This window comes from Methylosinus sp. RM1 (genome assembly GCF_011378635.1).
Taxonomy (GTDB): Bacteria; Pseudomonadota; Alphaproteobacteria; order Rhizobiales; family Beijerinckiaceae; genus Methylosinus; species Methylosinus sporium.
Map to the genome: position 1 here is coordinate 55,407 of NZ_WOVC01000015.1, position 18,812 is coordinate 74,218.

An 18,812-nucleotide genomic window follows, 5' to 3' on the forward strand; every position below is an offset into this window, starting at 1 on the left:
TCTCCTAGAGACGCAGAACGGATGAAGCGCGCTCGCCTCGCGATGTCTCTCCGCTACGTCCATAAATCTCATGTGCGCATCCCCTCTCCCACTTGTGGGAGAGGGTGGCCCGACGTCAGTCGGGTCGGGTGAGGGCTCCAAGGGCTCGCGCGATCCGCGGCGGCCCTCATCCGACCCCGCTCCGCGGGGCCACCTTCTCCCGCAGAGCGGGAGAAGGAAGAGCGGCGGCTCTATTCGGCCGCCTCGGCCGTGGTCTCGGCGGGCGGCGTCTCCTCGCCCTCCTCGGGCTCGGCGGAGGTGAGCTCGACGTTGAGCGCCAGCGAGCGCATTTCCTTGATGAGCACGTTGAAGCTCTCGGGAATGCCCGACTCGAAAGTGTCGTCGCCGCGCACGATCGACTCATAGACCTTGGTGCGGCCGGCGACGTCGTCGGATTTCACCGTCAGCATCTCCTGCAGCGTATAGGCCGCGCCATAGGCCTCGAGCGCCCACACCTCCATCTCGCCGAAACGCTGTCCGCCGAATTGGGCCTTGCCGCCCAGCGGCTGCTGCGTGACCAGCGAATAGGGGCCGATCGAGCGCGCATGGATCTTGTCGTCGACGAGATGATGCAGCTTCAGCATATAGATGTAGCCGACCGTCACCTTGCGATCGAAGGGCTCGCCCGTGCGGCCGTCGAACAGCGTGACCTGACCGGAGGAGGAGAGCCCTGCCCGCGTCAGCATTTCGACAATGTCCTTCTCGCGCGCGCCGTCGAACACCGGCGTCGCGATCGGCACGCCGCGGCGCAGATTCTTGGCGACTTCCACCAGGGTCGGCTCGTCGAGGCTCTGCAGCGACTCGTTGGGACCATAGATGTCGACGAGCTTGTCCTCGAGCGGCTTGCGGTCCTTGCTGCGCATATAGGCGTCGACGGCGGCGCCAACCTGCTTGCCGAGGCCGGCGCAGGCCCAGCCGAGATGCGTCTCGAGAATCTGCCCGACATTCATGCGGCTCGGCACGCCGAGCGGGTTCAGCACGATGTCGACAGGCTGGCCGTCCTCGAGGAAGGGCATGTCCTCCTGCGGCACGATGCGCGAGACCACGCCCTTGTTGCCGTGGCGGCCGGCCATTTTGTCGCCGGGCTGGATCTTGCGCTTCACCGCGACGAAGACCTTGACCATCTTCATCACGCCGGGCGGCAGCTCGTCGCCGCGCTGCAGCTTCTCGACCTTGTCGAGGAAGCGGTTCTCGAGACCCTTCTTCGACTCGTCGTATTGCTTGCGCACGGCCTCGATGCCGCTCATCAGATTGTCGTCGTCGACGACGATCGTCCACCATTGCGAGCGGGGAAATTCGTCGAGGAGCGCCAAGGTCAGCGGCTGGTCCTTCTTGAGCGTCTTCGGACCGGCGACCGCCATTTTGCCGACCAGCATCTCGAAAAGACGCGCGTAGGTATTGCGGTCGAGAATGGCGAGCTCGTCGTCGCGGTCCTTGGCGAGACGCTCGATCTCCTCGCGCTCGATCGCCTGGGCGCGCTCGTCCTTCTCGACGCCGTGGCGGTTGAACACGCGCACTTCGACGATCGTGCCCTGCACGCCCGGCGGCACGCGCAGAGACGTGTCGCGAACGTCCGAGGCCTTTTCGCCGAAGATGGCGCGCAGGAGCTTTTCCTCCGGCGTCATCGGGCTTTCGCCCTTGGGCGTGATCTTGCCGACGAGAATATCGCCCGCCTGCACTTCCGCGCCGATATAGACGATGCCCGCCTCGTCGAGATTCTTCAGCGTCTCTTCCGAGACGTTGGGAATGTCGCGGGTGATCTCCTCCGGGCCGAGCTTGGTGTCGCGCGCCATCACCTCGAATTCGTCGATGTGAATCGAGGTGAAGACGTCGTCCTTGACGATGCGCTCGTTGAGAAGGATCGAGTCTTCGAAATTGTAGCCGTTCCACGGCATGAAGGCGACGAGCACATTGCGGCCGAGCGCCAGATCGCCGAGATCGGTCGAAGGACCGTCGGCGATGATGTCGCCCTTCTTCACATAGTCGCCGACCTTCACCAGCGGCTTCTGATTGATGCAGGTCGACTGGTTCGAGCGCTGGAACTTCATCAGACGATAAATGTCGACGCCCGGCTTGGTCGGGTCCTGCTCTTCTGTCGCGCGAATGACGACGCGCGTCGCATCGATCTGATCGACGACGCCGGCGCGGCGCGCGGCGATGGCGGCGCCCGAGTCGGCGGCGACGATCGGCTCCATGCCGGTGCCGACGAGCGGCGCGTCCGCCTTGACCAGCGGCACGGCCTGGCGCTGCATGTTGGAGCCCATCAGCGCGCGGTTGGCGTCGTCATTCTCCAAGAAGGGAATGAGCGCCGCGGCGACCGAGACGAGCTGCTTGGGCGACACGTCCATGGCGTCGACGCGCTCGCGCGGGACGAGCACGACATCGCCGGCGTGGCGGCACAGCACCAGATCCTCGGTGAGATTGCCTTCCGCATCGACCGGGGCGTTGGCCTGGGCGACGTGATATTTCTGCTCCTCCATGGCGGAGAGATAGGCGACCTCATCCGTCACCTTGCCGTCGCGCACGCGGCGATACGGGCCTTCGATGAAGCCGTATTTGTTCACGCGCGCGAAGGTGGCGAGCGAATTGATGAGGCCGATGTTCGGACCTTCCGGCGTCTCGATCGGACAGATACGGCCGTAATGCGTCGGATGCACGTCGCGCACCTCGAAGCCGGCGCGCTCGCGCGTCAGACCGCCCGGTCCGAGCGCCGAGAGACGGCGCTTATGGGTGATCTCCGACAGCGGATTGGTCTGGTCCATGAATTGCGAGAGCTGCGACGAGCCGAAGAACTCGCGCACCGCCGCCGCCGCCGGCTTGGCGTTGATGAGGTCCTGCGGCATCACCGTGTCGATGTCGACCGAGGACATGCGCTCCTTGATCGCGCGCTCCATGCGCAGGAGGCCGAGACGATACTGATTCTCCATCAGCTCGCCGACGCTGCGGACGCGGCGATTGCCGAGATGGTCGATATCGTCGATCTCGCCGCGGCCGTCGCGCAGATCGACGAGCGCGCGCACCACGGCGACGATGTCGTCCTTGCGCAGCACGCGCATCGTGTCCGGCGCGTCGAGGTCGAGACGCATGTTCATTTTCACGCGGCCGACAGCCGAGAGGTCATAGCGCTCGGGATCGAAGAACAGCGAATAGAACATCGCCTCCGCCGTATCCATCGTCGGCGGCTCGCCCGGACGCATGACGCGGTAGATGTCGAACAGCGCTTCCTCGCGCGACGAGTTCTTGTCGACCGCCAGCGTGTTGCGAATATAGGGACCGATGTTGATGTGATCGATGTCGAGCACCGGCAGCTCGTCGAAGCCCTTCTCGACCAGCAGCGGCAACGACTTCACCGTGATCTCGTCGCCGGCCTCGGCGAAAATCTCGCCCGTCGACGGATCATAGAGATCCTGCGCGAGGAATTGCCCATAGAGGTCCTCGGGCTGGATTTTGATCGCCTTCACGCCCTTTTCGGCGAGCTGGCGGGCGGCGCGCGCGGTCAGCTTCTTGCCCGCCTCGACGATCACTTCGCCCGTATCGGCGTCGACGATGTCGTTGACGGCCTTCACGCCCTTCAGCCGCTCGGGATCGAAGGGCTGGCGCCAGCTGTCGCCGTCGGCCCCGAAGGTGATGGTCTTGTAGAAGGTGGAGAGAATCTCTTCGCCGTCCATGCCGAGCGCGAACAGCAGCGACGTCACCGGAATCTTACGGCGACGGTCGATGCGCGCATAGACGATGTCCTTGGCGTCGAACTCTATGTCGAGCCAGGAGCCGCGATAGGGAATGATGCGGGCCGCGAACAGCAGCTTGCCGGAAGAGTGGCTCTTGCCCTTGTCGTGATCGAAGAAGACGCCCGGCGAGCGGTGCATCTGCGAGACGATGACGCGCTCCGTGCCATTGACGATGAAGGTGCCGTTCGCCGTCATGAAGGGCATGTCGCCCATATAGACGTCCTGCTCCTTGATGTCCTTGACCGACTTCGCCTGCGTGTCGGGATCGACATCGAACACGATGAGGCGCAGCGTCACCTTGAGCGGCGCGGCGAAGGTCATTCCGCGCTGGCGGCACTCGTCGACGTCGTATTTCGGCGGCTCGAACTCGTAGCGGACGAATTCCAGCAGAGCGACCTGAGAGAAATCGGAAATCGGGAAGACGGATTTGAAAACCGACTGCAGACCCTCGTCGGGGCGCCCTCCGGCGGGCTCGTCGACGAGAAGGAACTGATCGTAGGAGGCCTTTTGAACTTCGATCAGATTGGGCATTTCCGCGGCTTCGCGGATATGGCCGAAAAATTTGCGGACACGCTTGCGACCGGAGAAAGTTTGCGCCGAAGTCTGAGCCATGTCGCCTCTCGATCCTCTTATTGAAAGCGAATAGCGAGTTGCGAATAGCGAATAGAGGGCCTGTCTATTCGCTATTCGCTATTCGCCATTCGCTCCTGGTCATCAGTGCGGAAAACCCTCTCCCGCCGTGAAGCGGGAGAGGGGCGATTCTCGTCTTACTTGAGCTCGACCTTGGCGCCGACCTTTTCGAGAGCGGCCTTGATCTTCTCGGCCTCTTCCTTGGAAGCGCCTTCCTTGACCGGCTTGGGAGCGCCCTCGACCAGATCCTTGGCCTCCTTGAGGCCGAGGCCGGTGATCGCGCGGACCTCCTTGATGACCTCGATCTTCTTGTCGCCGGCGGCGGCCAGAATGACGTTGAACTCGGTCTTCTCCTCTACCGGAGCGGCGGCGGCGGCGGCGCCCGGAGCGGCGGCCACCGCGACGGCGGCGGCGGCGGAGACGCCCCACTTCTCCTCGAGGAGCTTCGCCAGCTCGGCGGCCTCGAGCACGGTCAGGCTCGACAGGTCTTCGACGATCTTTTCGAGATTAGCCATGATGTTTCAGTCCTTCGAATTCGGTTCGGTTGGTTGGATACGAGCCGCCTATCAGGCCGCGTTCGCGTCTTTGTCGGCATAGGCCTGGACCACGCGCGCCAGCTTTGCGGCCGGTGCGGTCGTGAGCTGCGCGATTTTGGTCGCGGGCGCCTGGATGAGGCCCACGAGCTTCGCGCGCAGTTCGTCGAGCGACGGCAGAGTCGCGAGCGACTTCACACCGTCGGGGTCGAGGGCTTGGGCGCCGAGCGCGCCGCCGAGGATGACGAATTTGTCGTGATCCTTGGCGAAGGCTGCGGCCACCTTGGGCGCCGCCACCGGATCGTCCGAATAGGCGATCAGGGTCGGCCCCTTGAGAAGGGGGCCGATGGAGGCGACGCTCGTGCCGTCGAGAGCGATTTTGGCGAGGCGGTTCTTGGCGACCTGAACGGAAGCGCCAGATTCACGAGCCTGCTTGCGCAGCTTCTGCATCTGGGCGACGGTCAGGCCGGAGTAATGCGCCACGACGACGACCGGGGTCTTCGCAAAGACCTCGTTCAGCGCCGCAACGGCTTGCTTTTTCTCCGCTCTGTCCACGGTTGCTCTCTCCTCGAGCGGGGCGAACCCCGCCGCTGCGATGAGCCGTCGCATCGCCGCGGCAGCGGCGGAACGACGGCGCCGTAGATCCTGTCCCCTCGGCGTCGGCCGAAACGGCCTCGCCTCGGATCAGAGGGGCGCCAACCAAATTCGAAAGACCGCGCGCGAGCTTTGAAAAGCGCCGCGCCGGCCCTACAATTCCGGTCTTCCCCGTCTATGCAGGCCGCTCGTCGGGGGCGGAGGGATCCGCCGGTCCGCGAGCTGATTGAGCCGTCCCTCGGTGCGATCCTCGGTCGGGCGCCGGCAGTCTCGGACAGGACATGGCCGGACGGGACGCGAGGAATCTCCCCCGGGTCCGCCGGCCTATCCACCGTCTCGCCCTTTCCCACATCGAGGGATCGGGTTCGACGGAAGCTGATATCTGAAAAGGGGGTCGCGAACGCTGGCCGACCCCGGAAAGGCCTTATTAAAGGGGGCTAATGCGTTTGCCAAGCAAAAATTTGGCCCCCGTCCCTGCTCCAGACCTTCGCCACGCCTCGGCTCCAGCCCTGAAAAAGCCGCGGCGCGCCCAGATGATAGCTCGAGCTTCGACATAGGCGATTTTCACGAAACCGAAAGCGATGACGAGAGCGATGATCGAATGACCCAGAGCCCGGCAAAATCCCTGAGACAGGAGTTCGAGACGGGCGCCACGCCCATCGAGCCCCCTTCGGTCGATCTCACGCCGTTCGGCGCCAGCTTCATCGAACATTTTTTATCCCGAAATTCAGATGGTCGCTCTGGAGCGAGATCATAACGGAAAAAACACGGTCTGTTTACCTTAAAACTCCCGGCTGATCATTTGATGAAAGCAAGCGTTCGATCATTCGAATTGTCGAAGCTCGTCGACCGGGATGTTCATCCGGGGATCGGCGTGTCGAACGTCTCTATTCGCTATCTCTAGATTCTCAGAAAATTGACCGTCGTGCGGACGGTTCGTCGCGGACAGCCATGCGCCGCGATTCGAAAACACAGCCTCGGCGGCGACTTGAACGGGCCGGGAGCGTCGCTGGAGGGCGGAATGCGGGCATGAGACATCCAGCCAATCGAATATTGTACGATTATTGGCGGGGCTTCAAAGGGGAGCGCGCGGCCCCCGATTGCCACGAAATGGATCTGGCGAACACGTTTCAGACTCTTTCCGACGCATTCGTCATCGAAACGGAGCTGAGCTATTTCGTTCCGGCCAAGCTCTGCGGAGCGCGCGTCGGCGCCTTTTGGCCCCCAGAGCGGCCGAGCCGATCATTCCTCGGAATTTGGAGCGAGGCGGGACGCGAGGATGTGAGGACGATCCTTCGCATCGTCACGGACGATGCGACGCCGGTCATCGCCGGGGCGCGGGGCTATCTGGTGGGAGGGATCGAAATCGCGGATTTCGAGCTCCTGCTCCTGCCGGTCCGGTTTTTCGGGAAAACGCACGCCCGCGTGCTGGGCTCTCTGGCGCCCGGAGAGCGGCCACTATGGCTCGGGCGGACTCCGGTCGAGGCGCTGCACATCGTATCGCTGCGCGTGCTCGGAGAGGAAACGGCTCTGATGTCGCCGATTGCGCCCTGGACGCCGATGCGGGATCTGCCGAGGAGGCCCCATCTCACGATCTATGAGGGGGGCGCGACCCCGAAAGGTTCGACACGAGAAGACGATTGATTCCTCGCGTCGATGATCTTGCGCGAACAGTCGGAGAGCGGCGGCCCAGCGGCCGCCGCCTCACATCAGCCCTGCGTCGCGCCGAGCGTCGCCACATCCACCTTGACGCCGGGCCCCTGGGTGGAGCTCAGCGCCACGCGCTGGATATAGGTGCCCTTGGAGCCGGTCGGCTTGGCCTTGGCCACCGCATCCACGAACGCGCGGATGTTCTCGGCGAGCGCGCCCTCCTCGAAGGAGGTCTTGCCCACCGTGCCCTGCACGATGCCGGCCTTCTCGACGCGGAACTCGACCGCGCCGCCCTTGGAGGCCTTCACCGCGCCGGCGACATCCATCGTCACCGTGCCGACCTTGGGGTTCGGCATCAGGCCGCGCGGACCGAGCACCTTGCCGAGACGGCCGACGAGCGGCATCAGCTCCGGCGTGGCGATGCAGCGATCGAACTCGATCGTGCCGCCCTGGACGATGGTGACGAGATCCTCGGCGCCGACGATGTCCGCGCCGGCGGCCTTGGCCTCGTCGGCCTTGGCGCCGCGGGCGAAGACGGCGACGCGCAGCGTGCGGCCGGTGCCGTTCGGCAGATTGACGACGCCGCGCACCATTTGGTCGGCGTGCTTGGGGTCGACGCCGAGATTCATGGCGATCTCGACCGATTCGTCGAATTTGGCGGTGGCGTTGGCGCGAACCAGCTTGATCGCTTCCTCGACCGGGTAGAGCTTGGTGCGCTCGACGGCCTGACGCGCCTTGGCGATGCGTTTTCCGATATGGGCCATGATCTCACCCCACCACTTCGAGGCCGATGGAACGGGCGGAGCCCTCGATCATCGACGCTGCCGAATCGACCGACGTCGTGTTGAGGTCCTGCATCTTCTTCTCGGCGATCTCGCGAATCTGCGCGCGCGTGACCTTGCCGACGAAGCCGCGGCCCGTCGTCTTGGAGCCGGACTGAATGCCGGCGGCCTTTTTGAGGAAGTAGGAGACCGGGGGCTGCTTCAGCTCGAAAGTGAAGGAGCGGTCCTGAAAGGCGGTGATGATGACGGGGATGGGCGTCCCCTTCTCCATCTGGCCCGTCTTGGCGTTGAACGCCTTGCAGAATTCCATGATGTTGAGGCCGCGCTGACCGAGCGCGGGACCGATCGGCGGCGACGGATTGGCCGCGCCCGCCGGCACTTGCAGCTTGATGTAGCCGGCGATTTTCTTCGCCATGTCTCATCTCCAACGAAAGGCGGTCCCGCGACGCTTCCGCGTCCCGGGCCGCCGGTTGCAGTTCGTGGTCCGACGCGTGATCCCCCTGGCGACAGGGGCGCGCCCGCCACGGCTTTTCCTTCTCCCGTAGGCGGGAGAGGGAATTCACAGAAACCTCAAACCTTCTCCACCTGCGCGAATTCCAGCTCCACCGGCGTCGGCCGGCCGAAGATGGACACCGCCACCTTGAGCCGCGAGCGGGCGTCGTCGACCTCTTCCACCACGCCGTTGAAGGAGGCGAAGGGGCCGTCGGCGACGCGGACCGTCTCGCCGATCTCGAAGGAGATGGTGGGCTTGGGACGCTCGACGCCCTCGGCCACCTGCCCCTTGATGCGCATCGCCTCCGCCTCGCTGATCGGCATCGGCTTATTGTCGGCGCCGAGGAAGCCGGTCACTTTCGGCGTGTTCTTGATGAGAGAGAAGACCTGATCGGAGAGATCGCATTTCACCAGCACATAGCCGGGGAAGAATTTGCGCTCCGAGCTGACCTTGCGGCCGCGGCGCACCTCGACCACCTGCTCGGTCGGCACGAGAATCTCCTCGAACTGATCGGTGAGATTGCGCTGCGCGGCGCCCTCGCGAATGGAGTCGGCGACCTTCTTCTCGAAGTTCGAATAGGCGTGGACGATATACCAGCGCATGCTCACGGCGCGACAAGCTCCAAAATTTTCGCTCTCGACGATCGGCGCGCCGGCGAATTCCTCGGCCTTACTGGCCGAGCCGCAGCAACATGCCCACGGCGAGTCGCAGCCCCTGATCCACGACGACGAAGAAAATGCTCGCGGCCAGCACCATGAGGACCACGAGGCCGGAGGTGATCAAGGTCTCGCGGCGGGTCGGCCACACGACCTTGCTCGCTTCCGAGCGCACTTCTTGCAGGAACTGAAACGGATTGGCCATTCTTCACCGAGCCGAGATGTTTCACCGAGCCGAGGATCGCAGCCCCGAAACTCGTCGAGACGCGCCACAAAACAGTCGCGGCGCGGGGCCACAGGCCGCGCGCCACGTATGAGGTGCTTATAATCGAGTCCGACGACGCCGCCAAGCGGAAATTCGAGAGCGAGATTAAGCCTCGAGACTCGGGCCGACGTCAGGGCTTTTGCGGAGCGCGTCGCTTCACCCGGCCGCCGCCCCGCCATTATGCTTGGCGAACCAGGCGCGCGCCTCGTCGCGCGTACGCTCCAGCTCGCGCAGAGCGCCGTCCAGCTTCGCCTCGTAATCGGCAAAGCTCTCGCTCGGATCGAAGACATCCGCCGCCAGCGAATAAGGGGTTGCGATCTTGAGCTCGGCGCGCAGGCCTTCCTCGGTCTCCACCGCCGCAAAATAGAATTTCGCCATTGCTGCCGCTCCTCGAAGATAGGCGCCGCAGAGTCAAGATAGGACAGCCAGAGCCTGCGCCAATGCGACGAATCCGCCGATGTCGATCTCCTCGGCGCGGCGCGTCTCCTCTATGCCCGCGCGGGCCAATAGAGCGGGGACATCCAGGCCCGGCTTCGGTAGGGATTTCAGGCTCTGGCGCAGCATTTTGCGCCTCTGGCCGAAGGCGGCGCGCGTCACCTGCGACAAAAGCTTCGGGTCGCAAGGCAGCGGTGAGGCGTTGGGAATGAGCTCCACCACGGAGGACGTCACCTTGGGCGGCGGCGTAAAGGCCGAGGGCGAGAGGTCGAACAAAATGCGCGAGCGCGTCCGCCATCCGCAGAGCACGGCGAGACGGCCATAATCGGCGCGCTGCGCCGGCGTCGCGACGATGCGCTCGGCGACCTCGCGCTGGAACATCAGCACATAGCGGTCGAAGACCGAGGGCCAAGGCTCCGCCTCGATCCAGCGCGCCAGCAGCTCGGTGGCGATATTATAGGGAAGATTGGCGCAAATCCGCGCCGGCCCGCTGAGCCCATGTAGCCGCGCCAGCTCCTCCGGATCGAGCGCCAGCGCATCGCCCTCGACGATGACGAGCCGACCCGGATAGCGCGCCTCGATCTCGCGCAGCGCCGGAATGCAGCGCGAATCGCGCTCCACGGCGATGACGCGCCCCGCCCCCTCGGCGAGCAGCGCACGGGTGAGGCCGCCCGGCCCTGGCCCGATCTCGATGACCGTGGCGCATTCGAGCGGCCCGGCGGCGCGGGCGATGCGGGCGGTGAGGTTGAGGTCGAAAAGAAAATTCTGGCCGAGCGCCTTGCTGGCCATGAGTCCATGGCGCGCGACCACCTCGCGCAATGGCGGCAGATCGTCGATCATCGCGCCGTCATGCGGTCGGCGAGGCGGATCGCCTCTATGACGCTCGTCGCCTCGGCGACGCCTTTGCCGGCGATGTCGAAAGCCGTGCCATGGTCCGGCGATGCGCGCACAAAGGGCAGGCCGAGCGTGACATTGACGCCGCGATCGAAGGCCAACGTCTTTATGGGGATCAGCGCCTGATCATGCGTCGGACAGATGGCGACGTCATAGCGCGCGCGGGCGGCGGCGTGGAACATGGTGTCGGCCGGATGCGGGCCGGTGGCGTCGATCCCGCGCGCGCGCAGCTCGGCCACGGTGGGGGCGATCACCTCGATCTCCTCGCGGCCCATGGCGCCGCTCTCGCCGGCGTGGGGATTGAGGCCGGCGAAGGCGAGGCGGGGCGAAGCGAGGCCGAAGCGCGCGGAGAGATCGGCGGCGACGATCACGCCCGTCTCCAGCAGCAACTCGCGGGTCAGCAGGCGCGGAACCTCGGCGAGCGCGACGTGGATCGTCGCCGGAACGACGGCGAGCTCTTCCGAATAGAGCATCATCACCGGGCGGAAGGGGCGGCCGAAGCGCCGCTCCGCCAGCGCCGCGAGAAACTCCGTATGGCCCGGATGCGCGAAACCGGCGGCGTAGAGCACATTTTTGGCGATCGGATTGGTGACGAGAGCACGCGCTTTTCCCTCCGCGACCAGCTCGACCGCGCGCTCGATGGAGAAGATCGTCGCCGCGGCGTCGGCGGGCTCGGGAGCGCCGGGAGCGCCCTGAACTGAAAGACCGAGCGGGACGACCGGCAGAGCCGTATCGAAAACCGCCGCCACCCCCTCCGGCGCGACCTCGCGCAGCGCAATCTCGAGCCCGAGCGCCGCCGCCGTCCGCGCGAGCTGCGCCGGATCGGCGAGCGCGAAGAAGGGCGGCAGAGCCCGCGCCTTGCGCGCGGCATAGGCCTTCAGCGTCAGCTCCGGGCCGATGCCGGAAGGGTCGCCCTGGGTGAGAGCGAGAGGAAGCGTGGTCACTTGATCGTCCTTCCAGGAAGAAGACTGGTCATTCGCGAGGAAGATCGGCGCCCGCGATCTTGCGCCGACCGTGGATGATCCTGAGAACGATCGCAGACTCCTCGCCCTCGCGATATCGATAGATCAGAACGAAGGGCGAAACGATTGCGATCCGAACGCCTTCTCCGAGCGCCACGCGCGGACTGCCGCTCTCGGGATGATCCGCGATGCGGCGATAGAGCCGCTCGAAGAGACCTTGATACTTCCGCGCCGTCGCGAGCCCTGCGACACGGGCGAGCTGGGATAGGATTCGTTCCAGATCGGCATGCGCCTTTCGGGAAAACAGCAGGCGCGCCATTCAGCGCGTCTTGGCTCGAGTTTCGGCGCCGAGCAATGCGTCGATCCGGCGCGCGTGCTCGTCCAGAGAAATGGTCTGGCCTGCGGCGACCTCGGCAAGGGCCTCGTCGACGAGCGGCTTCGCCCAGGCCAGATCGTCGTTCTCGATCAATTCGGACTCGGCGATGCGCTCGTCGAGCAGCTGCCGGACGGCCTCCTCGATCGAGCCGTAATCTCCGCGGCTCACATGCGCCTCGAGCCAGGCGCGCTGATCATTCGTCAGTGTGATCGTCATGACTGCCTCATATCACAGCGTCGCGCGGGGCCAAGGCCGCTCGCTACGATCTTTTGCTTCGAACGTTTCCAACGCCGAACCGGCTTCCACTTCGGCTGGAAACGCACTAGCCTCACTCGCTCCCCGGCGGGCGATAGGTCAATATATCGTCCGCCTTCAGCCAGCCTTGCGTGCCTTCCTTGAACTGCGCCTGGGCGCGCGTCGCCTGGGTGCGCGCCTCGACATATTTGCCGGCGACGAAGAGGCCCTCGGCCGCCGCGAGCTGCGCCTTGGCGTTCTCGCCCTTGCGGAAATAGGCCATGGACAGAAACTCCCAAGCGTCGGCGCTATCCTCGTCGCGCTGCGTCGCGTTGGCGAGCACGCTCACCGCCTCGTTCAGCAGCTTGGGATCGTCGGCCGAGACCAGCGCATGGCCGAGCAGCACGCGGATCGGCGTCGCGCCCGGCCCGGCGATGGCGGCCGCCTTGCGCAAAGGCGCGATGGCCTGATTGGCGCGGCCGGCCTCGAGCAAAATCTGCCCCTTCAGCTCCCAGAAGTAAGGGTTCTTCGGATCGGCCGCGACCAGGGCGTCGGCGCCGCGCAGCGCATCCTCCAGCCGGCCGAAGCGATTATCGGCGATGACGCGGGCGTAGCGCGCCGGCAGCGATAGATCGGAGATGGGATAGCGCCGCGCCACCTCGCCGGAATTGCCCATGAAGCCCACGAGCTTGGCGCGCATCAGATCGTGACGGGCCTGCAGCGCCGGCGAATCCGGGACATCGAAATAGGGCGACTGCTTGGCCGCCTGATCGAGATTGGAGATGCGCTCGTTGGGCAGCGGATGCGATTGCAGATAGGGGTCGATCGCCGTCGTCTTGAACAAGGATTCGCCGGCGAAGCGGTTGAACACTTCCAGCATTCCTTTGGCCGACTGGCGCGTCGCAGTGAGGAAGCGCACCGCCATGCGGTCGGCGGCCTGCTCCTCGCCGCGCTGATAGGCGAGGAGCGAGCGCTTCACCGCCTCTTGCGGGCCGAGCAATATTCCGACGGCGCCGGCCGAATCCATGCCCACCTGCCCGTCGCGGCGGTTGAAGGCGCCGCGCGCCGCGACCATGGCGCCGGCGCTGGCCAGCATTCCGGCGACGGAGAGGATGGTCGCCTTGGCGAGCTCCTGGCGCCCGCGCGCCAAATGGCCGCCGGCGATATGGCCGGTCTCATGCGCGAGCACGCCGATGATCTCATTGGGCGTCTTCGCCTCCATCAGCGCGCCGGTGTTGACGAAGATTTTCTGCCCGTCGGCGACGAAGGCGTTGAAGGAGCGATCGCCGACCAGAATGATCTTGGCGGCCTCGCTGTGAATTCCCGCCGCCTTCAGCACGGGCGCGGTGTAGTCCCGCAACAATTGCTCGATCTCCGCGTCGCGGATGATCGATACGCGCGGACCATCGTCCTCGGCGCGGGCCGGCGCGCCGAGAGCGAAGATCAAGACGCAGGTGAGAAGCGTCCGCCGCCTGCCGCTTTTGCGATCCATGCGGTGGAGAGTGGCGTAAGCCAGGACGGAAATCAAACCCGGCTCGGCCGCGGCGGCGGAGTTGGCGGGATTGGCGGAGGACACAGCGCCACGACGACGATGCGGCCTCGGCGCTGGCCCTCGGCGCCCGGCCGTGGCAAAGCGTGCGGCATGACGCCGAGCGACACACCCATTCTCGCCCCCATGGCGCGGCGGCTGCAGCTCGCCGATTTTCGCTCCTATGCCGCGCTCGATTGCATGATCGAGGCGCCGCTGGTCGCGCTCACCGGCGAGAACGGCGCCGGCAAGACCAATATTCTCGAGGCGCTGTCGCTGTTCTCGGCGGGGCGCGGGCTGCGCGGCGCCGAATTCGCCGATTGCGCGCGCCGCCAGGGCGCGGGCGGCTTCGCCGTCTCGATCGAGATTTCCGCCGACGGCCTCACCACGCAGCTCGGCCATGGGCTGGAGCCGGCGAGCGGCGAGCAGAGCGCGGCGCGCCGCTTCCGCATCGATCGCGCGCCCGTTTCCTCGGCCCGCGCATTCGCCGATCATCTGCGCCCGCTCTGGCTGACGCCGGCGATGGACGGGCTGTTCGCCGGCCCGGCGGGCGATCGGCGGCGGTTCCTGGATCGGCTCGTGCTGAGCGTCGACGCCGAGCATGGAGTCCGCGCGGCGAAGCTCGAGCGCGCGCTGCGCAATCGCAATCGGCTGCTCGCCGAGGAGACCGCCGACGCCCGCTGGCTGGACGCGGCCGAACGGGAGATCGCCGCGCTCGGCGTCGCCGTGGCCGCGGCGCGGGTTGAAACCGTGATGCGGCTGCGCGCGCTCATCGCCGGCGAGCGCGACGACAGCTCGCCCTTTCCCTTCGCCGATGTCGCGATCGAGGGGGAGCTCGAGCGAATGCTCGGCGAGGAGCCGGCGCTGCGCGTCGAGGATCGCTATCGCGCGCGGCTCGCCGCTGCGCGCCGCCGCGACGCCGCGGCCGGCCGCACGCTGGAGGGACCGCAGGCGAGCGATCTTCGCGTGCGCCACGGCCCCAAGGACGAGGCGGCGCGCGCTTGCTCCACCGGCGAGCAGAAGGCGCTGCTGACCGGCCTCGTGCTCGCCCACGCCCGTCTGGTGCGGGCGACGACCGGGCGCGCGCCGCTGCTGCTGCTGGACGAGGTCGCGGCCCATTTCGATCCGTTGCGGCGCACGGCGCTCTTCGCCGAGCTCTCGCGCATCGGCGGACAGGTGTGGATGACGGGCGCCGATCCCGAGGCCTTCGCCGCGCTCGGCGGAAATGCGCAGCTTTTGCGCGTCTTTCCGGGCCGCGTCGAGCGCGCGCTGTGAGTTGCGCCGCGAGGTCCTAAAAAAGGCCGCATTCCTGGCCATGAACGAGCGCGCCCGGCCCGCCTTCGCGCGGGACGACGAAACCGCCGAACGATCGAAGAAGCGAATGCGCGAGCCGAACGAAATCGATTTTTGGCGCGGCTTCGCTCTCGTCACGATATTCGTCAATCACATTCCGGGGATTTTTTTCGAGCGCTTCACCTTCCGCAATGTGGCGATCTCCGATTCGGCGGAGCTGTTCGTCTTTCTCGCCGGCTTCGCGCTGCGCAAGCTCGTCGACGGACCGGCGAGGCCGCTCTCGGCGCGCTATCTGATCCTGCGGCTCGAGGGCCGCGCCTTCACCGTCTATCTGGCGCAGCTCGTCATTGCGCAACTGGCCGTCGCGCTTCTCGCCGGCGCCTCGCTGCTGCTGGACGCGCCCTTTCTGCTCGATTGGAACAACGCCTCCGCCATCTTCACCGATCCGGTGCGCGCCAATCTCGGCCTCGTGGCGCTCACTTTTCAGCTCGGCTATTTCGACATTCTTCCGCTCTATGTGGCGCTGATGCTGGCCTCGCCGCTGATCGCGCTCTGCTATCGCCATGCGCGGCCCGCGCTGCTGCCGGCCTCGCTCGCCATCTGGGCCTATGCTCTGACTTTCGGCGTGAATTTCCCGACATGGCCGACCGAGGGCTCCTGGTTCTTCGATCCGCTCGCCTGGCAGCTCGTCTTCGTGCTCGGCTTTCTGCTGGCCGGCGAAGACGGATTGGGCGGCCTCGCCCGCCGCCATCGAAAATGGCTCTGGCGGCTCGCTCTGCCCCTCGTATTGCTCGGCGCGGTCGCGGCCAAGACCGATTTCGACCCCTCCCCGATCGCTCTGCCGGAGCCCAAGCTCTTCTTCGTCTTCGACAAGACCTTTCTCTCGCCGGCGCGGCTGCTCTCCAATCTCGCGATCGTCACAGTCTTCGCGGGCGCTTTCGGCGCGATCGCGGGGGCGCTGCCGCGCATCGCCGGCTTCCTGTCGCTGCTCGGCCGCAATTCGCTCCAGGTGTTCTGCGCCGGCTCGCTGCTGAGCCTCGCCGGGCAGATCTTCCGCTTCGCCTATGGCGGAGATGTTGTAAGCGACGCTTTTATCGTTATGTTCGGCATCCTTACGATGGGAGCGGCCGCATGGGCTTCGGAATGGCGGGACAGGCTGCGGACAAAATTGTCGCGGGCGCCTGCGGCTTAGCGCTCACGTTCGCCGTCGCGGCTCCGCTCGCGCAGGAAGTCGCGCCGCCGACCGAGGCGCCGCCACTCAGCCCCGCCTGCGAGGCGCCGGCCGGCGACATCGCGGCGCCCGCCTCGCTGCCGCATTTCGCCAAAGCGCTGCGCGAGCGCAAGACGGCGCGCATTCTCGCCATCGGCTCCTCTTCCACTTCGGGCGTCGGCGCCTCTTCCGACGCCAAGACCTATCCGGCGCAGCTCGAGGCCATTCTCGAGGGCGCGATGAAAGGCGTCGATGTCGTCGTCGCCAATCGCGGCGTCTCGGGCGAGGTCGCCGCCGTCACCGCCGAGCGCATCAAGAGCGAGGTGGCGCGCGAGAAGCCAGATATGCTGCTGTGGCAGCTCGGCACCAATGACGCGCTGGTGCGCGTCGCGCCGGAGGAGTTCGAGAACACGGTGCGCTCGACGATCCGCTGGCTGAAGGAGAACGAGATCGACGTCGTTCTCGTCGGCCTGCAATACAGCTCGCGCTTTTCGCGCGACGAGGAATATTTCGCGATACGCAATGTGCTGCAGCGCGTCGCCTCCACCGAGAATGTCGCCTATGTGCGCCGCTACGACGCCATGCGCTTCATCGCGCAGAACCACGCCAATCTGCAGATGATGGCGCGCGACAATTTCCACCTCAACGATCTCGGCTATCAATGCATGGCCGAGCATATCGCGCGGGCGGTGATCGTCGGCGCCTTCGCCAAGCGCCGCCCGAGCGGGAATTGACGCTTCGTCGATGGAGAGCGCGCGTTTTGGCCGACACACTCGTTTTACCGACAGGAGGCCATGGGTATGGACTTGAAAGCGTTCTTTTATACGCTTTTGGGCAGCGCGCGCTTCGAAGGCGAGCTCGTGAAGAGAATTGATATCAGCAAAGCTCCATTCTGCATCACTTTAGAATGCCGACAAAATGAAGATGGGATTTTTGGCGTGCTGAATATCAGCGGAGCCGGAAGCGTGGATGAATTCTACCTCGATAAGAATTCTATGGCGCGATTGGCTGCTGGGCTCTCGGACGTAGGATCGGGGCGAGGCGAGACACTCCGCTGACACGGATAATCACGACAATCGGCGATCTCCGCTATCGACGCATAGTGGAGCATTTCGCGCAAACATCGGCGCCCGGCGAAAGCCGCTGCGCCGACGCGCGTTGAAGGCTCAGAGCCGCTTCAGCCCTTCCTCGAAGCTGATGGCCTCGAAGCGCTGATCATATTTGGCGGCGCCATCGGCGAGCGTGTCAATCTTTTCAGCCGTGTCGTATTTCTTCATCTTCGTCTTGTCGAGATAGAGAAGCTCGATCAGCTCATTGTAGACGGAGGTGTCGTCGATCGGCAGAACATAGAGCGGCACGCCGTCTATGCTGATCTCATAGCGCGAGGCGCGGTCGAGATCGGAGACATAGATGAAATATTTGCCTTCCGGCTTCGCGCTCGCGCCGAGCGCCGCGACGAGAGCGGGGAGCTCGCGGAAAGAAGCCAGCGATCCAGCGAGAAACGACAGCGCCGCCTCGCCTTCCTGCGCCGTGGCGTGAACGCCTTCCAATGCGAGCAGCGGATCGAGCGAGACGGCGATCTCGCCGCGAAAGCCGAAACGGCCGGCGTGATGGGTCGCCCCCTTGTGGCTGGGCTTCAAGAGCCGGCCCTCGGCATCGAGGCGCTGGAAGGCGGTCGTTTCGATAGACGTCATGTTCTGCTTTCGCTATCCGCCCTTCTCGAAACATTCGAGGCCGTGACGGTCGATTTTTCAGGGGTAGACGTATGGATTCCGGCTGATCGATTCGCGCGGCGTCCGGCGCTTTCCTTCTCGCACGCGCGCAGAGAGGGGGAGGAAACGCCGAGCCCCTCGATCGGGGGATCAGGAGACGGGATTCGCATCGACAGCGCGCGCATCGTCCTGACGAGAGCCGTGATGAGGGAGCGCTCTCGAAAGATCGAGCAGAACGGCCTGTTGCAATTGTCGCTGACGCAAAGCCCACAAAAATGTCGGCTTTCGATCCGTACGACGACGTTCGTCGCTCCTCGACGAAGCCAAGCATATTTGGCGCCACTCGGCGGCCCCGACGCTCGCGAGAAGGCGAACGGTCTTCGCGAAAGCGATCATCGGACGGCTTACCGACGGCGTCGATCGGCTTCGACACGAAAATATGTCTTGTTTATATTACGATTCGACTTTTCGTCCATGCCGAAAGAACAGGCGTTCGGCTGATTTTTGCGTCGCGTGGCGCCGTGCGATAAAGCGAAAGCAATAAACGCCATCGCCATCGGCGGCCGCTCGGAGCGCTTTCAGCCGAAGCAGACGCCGGTCCGGCGTTGGAAACGCATCGAAACAGGAGCTGATAATCTTTCTATGTTTCAACGAAACGCAGAAAGATTCTACAGTCGAAAAATGCGGAGCCCCATCATCGTGAAGCTCGTCGACGAAAGAAGGCGCGCTTCTTGCTGTATAATGGGAGAGCGTCGGCTTATTCCTGTAAATCGGATAAATTGCCTTCGCGTGCGGGAG

The 18,812-nt window shown here is 65.1% G+C and carries 21 protein-coding genes; 6 read left to right on the top strand and 15 right to left on the bottom strand.

The features are described 5' to 3' along the window. Nucleotides 1-230: 230 nt before the first annotated feature. The 4 genes from rpoB to FMZ75_RS12280 all read right to left on the bottom strand — a co-directional run bounded on the left by rpoB (nt 231) and on the right by FMZ75_RS12280 (nt 6,236). Nucleotides 231-4,379, bottom strand: coding sequence for a DNA-directed RNA polymerase subunit beta (gene rpoB / locus FMZ75_RS12265; protein ID WP_142862502.1), 4,149 nt, complete (start codon nt 4,377-4,379; stop codon nt 231-233). Between the two features lie 155 nt (nt 4,380-4,534). Further along, the gene (gene rplL / locus FMZ75_RS12270) at nt 4,535-4,912 is read right to left on the bottom strand and encodes a 50S ribosomal protein L7/L12 (protein ID WP_161912122.1); all 378 of its coding nucleotides are present in this window, start codon (nt 4,910-4,912) and stop codon (nt 4,535-4,537) included. 51 nt (nt 4,913-4,963) lie between these two features. After that, the gene (rplJ, locus tag FMZ75_RS12275; RefSeq protein WP_024881583.1) at nt 4,964-5,485 is read right to left on the bottom strand and encodes a 50S ribosomal protein L10; all 522 of its coding nucleotides are present in this window, start codon (nt 5,483-5,485) and stop codon (nt 4,964-4,966) included. 466 nt (nt 5,486-5,951) lie between these two features. Then, a complete protein-coding gene (locus tag FMZ75_RS12280; RefSeq protein ID WP_166143121.1) occupies nt 5,952-6,236 on the bottom strand; it encodes a hypothetical protein in 285 nt (94 codons plus the stop codon). Between the two features lie 317 nt (nt 6,237-6,553). On the opposite strand from FMZ75_RS12280, the gene FMZ75_RS12285 reads away from it, so the two are divergent. After that, nucleotides 6,554-7,168: a PAS domain-containing protein gene (locus FMZ75_RS12285; RefSeq protein ID WP_166143123.1), complete on the top strand. Its 615-nt coding sequence runs from the start codon at nt 6,554-6,556 to the stop codon at nt 7,166-7,168. Nucleotides 7,169-7,233: 65 nt separating this feature from the next. Here the strand turns inward: FMZ75_RS12285 and rplA are convergent, their stop codons facing one another. From rplA to FMZ75_RS12335, 10 genes are all read right to left on the bottom strand, one after another. Beyond that, the gene (rplA, locus tag FMZ75_RS12290) at nt 7,234-7,938 is read right to left on the bottom strand and encodes a 50S ribosomal protein L1 (RefSeq protein WP_142862499.1); all 705 of its coding nucleotides are present in this window, start codon (nt 7,936-7,938) and stop codon (nt 7,234-7,236) included. Between the two features lie 4 nt (nt 7,939-7,942). Continuing rightward, on the bottom strand, nt 7,943-8,371 hold the full coding sequence (rplK, locus tag FMZ75_RS12295; protein WP_108915968.1) for a 50S ribosomal protein L11: 429 nt from the start codon (nt 8,369-8,371) through the stop codon (nt 7,943-7,945). A 155-nt stretch (nt 8,372-8,526) separates the two neighbouring features. Further along, nucleotides 8,527-9,057 (bottom strand): transcription termination/antitermination protein NusG, encoded by a 531-nt coding sequence (gene nusG, locus FMZ75_RS12300; protein WP_108915969.1) that lies wholly within the window; start codon nt 9,055-9,057, stop codon nt 8,527-8,529. 61 nt (nt 9,058-9,118) lie between these two features. Then, nucleotides 9,119-9,310: a preprotein translocase subunit SecE gene (gene secE, locus FMZ75_RS12305; protein WP_108915970.1), complete on the bottom strand. Its 192-nt coding sequence runs from the start codon at nt 9,308-9,310 to the stop codon at nt 9,119-9,121. Between the two features lie 216 nt (nt 9,311-9,526). Next, a complete protein-coding gene (locus FMZ75_RS12310) occupies nt 9,527-9,748 on the bottom strand; it encodes a hypothetical protein (RefSeq protein WP_142862498.1) in 222 nt (73 codons plus the stop codon). A gap of 33 nt (nt 9,749-9,781) precedes the next feature. Then, entirely contained in the window at nt 9,782-10,645 is an 864-nt protein-coding gene (gene rsmA, locus FMZ75_RS12315; RefSeq protein ID WP_166143125.1) for a 16S rRNA (adenine(1518)-N(6)/adenine(1519)-N(6))-dimethyltransferase RsmA, read from the bottom strand. Further along, nucleotides 10,642-11,643, bottom strand: a complete 1,002-nt coding sequence (pdxA, locus tag FMZ75_RS12320) for a 4-hydroxythreonine-4-phosphate dehydrogenase PdxA (protein WP_166143127.1) — start codon at nt 11,641-11,643, stop codon at nt 10,642-10,644. Before pdxA ends, rsmA begins: the two co-directional genes overlap by 4 nt. 28 nt (nt 11,644-11,671) lie before the next feature. After that, complete coding sequence (locus tag FMZ75_RS12325) at nt 11,672-11,980, bottom strand: type II toxin-antitoxin system RelE/ParE family toxin (protein ID WP_108915974.1); 309 nt, start codon at nt 11,978-11,980, stop codon at nt 11,672-11,674. Further along, nucleotides 11,981-12,253: a hypothetical protein gene (locus tag FMZ75_RS12330; protein ID WP_108915975.1), complete on the bottom strand. Its 273-nt coding sequence runs from the start codon at nt 12,251-12,253 to the stop codon at nt 11,981-11,983. A gap of 112 nt (nt 12,254-12,365) precedes the next feature. Further along, a complete protein-coding gene (locus FMZ75_RS12335; protein ID WP_246728927.1) occupies nt 12,366-13,799 on the bottom strand; it encodes a M48 family metalloprotease in 1,434 nt (477 codons plus the stop codon). Nucleotides 13,800-13,913: 114 nt separating this feature from the next. On the opposite strand from FMZ75_RS12335, the gene recF reads away from it, so the two are divergent. The 4 genes from recF to FMZ75_RS12355 all read left to right on the top strand — a co-directional run bounded on the left by recF (nt 13,914) and on the right by FMZ75_RS12355 (nt 17,360). Continuing rightward, on the top strand, nt 13,914-15,074 hold the full coding sequence (recF, locus tag FMZ75_RS12340; protein ID WP_166143129.1) for a DNA replication/repair protein RecF: 1,161 nt from the start codon (nt 13,914-13,916) through the stop codon (nt 15,072-15,074). A gap of 106 nt (nt 15,075-15,180) precedes the next feature. Further along, nucleotides 15,181-16,284 carry an OpgC family protein gene (locus FMZ75_RS12345; protein ID WP_166143131.1) on the top strand — a complete coding sequence of 368 codons (1,104 nt, stop codon included), beginning with the start codon at nt 15,181-15,183 and terminating at the stop codon, nt 16,282-16,284. Further along, nucleotides 16,224-17,036, top strand: coding sequence for a GDSL-type esterase/lipase family protein (locus FMZ75_RS12350; protein ID WP_142862492.1), 813 nt, complete (start codon nt 16,224-16,226; stop codon nt 17,034-17,036). The genes FMZ75_RS12345 and FMZ75_RS12350 overlap by 61 nt, the downstream gene beginning before the upstream one ends. Before the next feature lie 60 nt (nt 17,037-17,096). Next, nucleotides 17,097-17,360, top strand: coding sequence for a hypothetical protein (locus FMZ75_RS12355; RefSeq protein ID WP_166143133.1), 264 nt, complete (start codon nt 17,097-17,099; stop codon nt 17,358-17,360). A gap of 108 nt (nt 17,361-17,468) precedes the next feature. On the opposite strand, the gene FMZ75_RS12360 is transcribed toward FMZ75_RS12355, so the two are convergent. Next, nucleotides 17,469-17,996 (bottom strand): hypothetical protein, encoded by a 528-nt coding sequence (locus FMZ75_RS12360; RefSeq protein WP_166143135.1) that lies wholly within the window; start codon nt 17,994-17,996, stop codon nt 17,469-17,471. A 42-nt stretch (nt 17,997-18,038) separates the two neighbouring features. On the opposite strand from FMZ75_RS12360, the gene FMZ75_RS12365 reads away from it, so the two are divergent. Further along, nucleotides 18,039-18,515: a hypothetical protein gene (locus FMZ75_RS12365; RefSeq protein WP_166143137.1), complete on the top strand. Its 477-nt coding sequence runs from the start codon at nt 18,039-18,041 to the stop codon at nt 18,513-18,515. Nucleotides 18,516-18,812 lie beyond the last annotated feature (297 nt).

What these genes read in the sequence shown, in the direction of transcription:
- rpoB (WP_142862502.1), bottom strand. Translation starts at nt 4,379, where the DNA reads ATGGCTCAGACTTCGGCGCAAACTTTCTCCGGTCGCAAGCGTGTCCGC.
- rplL (WP_161912122.1), bottom strand. Translation starts at nt 4,912, where the DNA reads ATGGCTAATCTCGAAAAGATCGTCGAAGACCTGTCGAGCCTGACCGTG.
- FMZ75_RS12280 (WP_166143121.1), bottom strand. Translation starts at nt 6,236, where the DNA reads ATGTTCGATGAAGCTGGCGCCGAACGGCGTGAGATCGACCGAAGGGGG.
- FMZ75_RS12285 (WP_166143123.1), top strand. Translation starts at nt 6,554, where the DNA reads ATGAGACATCCAGCCAATCGAATATTGTACGATTATTGGCGGGGCTTC.
- rplA (WP_142862499.1), bottom strand. Translation starts at nt 7,938, where the DNA reads ATGGCCCATATCGGAAAACGCATCGCCAAGGCGCGTCAGGCCGTCGAG.
- rplK (WP_108915968.1), bottom strand. Translation starts at nt 8,371, where the DNA reads ATGGCGAAGAAAATCGCCGGCTACATCAAGCTGCAAGTGCCGGCGGGC.
- secE (WP_108915970.1), bottom strand. Translation starts at nt 9,310, where the DNA reads ATGGCCAATCCGTTTCAGTTCCTGCAAGAAGTGCGCTCGGAAGCGAGC.
- FMZ75_RS12310 (WP_142862498.1), bottom strand. Translation starts at nt 9,748, where the DNA reads ATGGCGAAATTCTATTTTGCGGCGGTGGAGACCGAGGAAGGCCTGCGC.
- rsmA (WP_166143125.1), bottom strand. Translation starts at nt 10,645, where the DNA reads ATGATCGACGATCTGCCGCCATTGCGCGAGGTGGTCGCGCGCCATGGA.
- FMZ75_RS12325 (WP_108915974.1), bottom strand. Translation starts at nt 11,980, where the DNA reads ATGGCGCGCCTGCTGTTTTCCCGAAAGGCGCATGCCGATCTGGAACGA.
- FMZ75_RS12330 (WP_108915975.1), bottom strand. Translation starts at nt 12,253, where the DNA reads ATGACGATCACACTGACGAATGATCAGCGCGCCTGGCTCGAGGCGCAT.
- recF (WP_166143129.1), top strand. Translation starts at nt 13,914, where the DNA reads ATGACGCCGAGCGACACACCCATTCTCGCCCCCATGGCGCGGCGGCTG.
- FMZ75_RS12345 (WP_166143131.1), top strand. Translation starts at nt 15,181, where the DNA reads ATGCGCGAGCCGAACGAAATCGATTTTTGGCGCGGCTTCGCTCTCGTC.
- FMZ75_RS12350 (WP_142862492.1), top strand. Translation starts at nt 16,224, where the DNA reads ATGGGCTTCGGAATGGCGGGACAGGCTGCGGACAAAATTGTCGCGGGC.
- FMZ75_RS12355 (WP_166143133.1), top strand. Translation starts at nt 17,097, where the DNA reads ATGGGTATGGACTTGAAAGCGTTCTTTTATACGCTTTTGGGCAGCGCG.
- FMZ75_RS12360 (WP_166143135.1), bottom strand. Translation starts at nt 17,996, where the DNA reads ATGACGTCTATCGAAACGACCGCCTTCCAGCGCCTCGATGCCGAGGGC.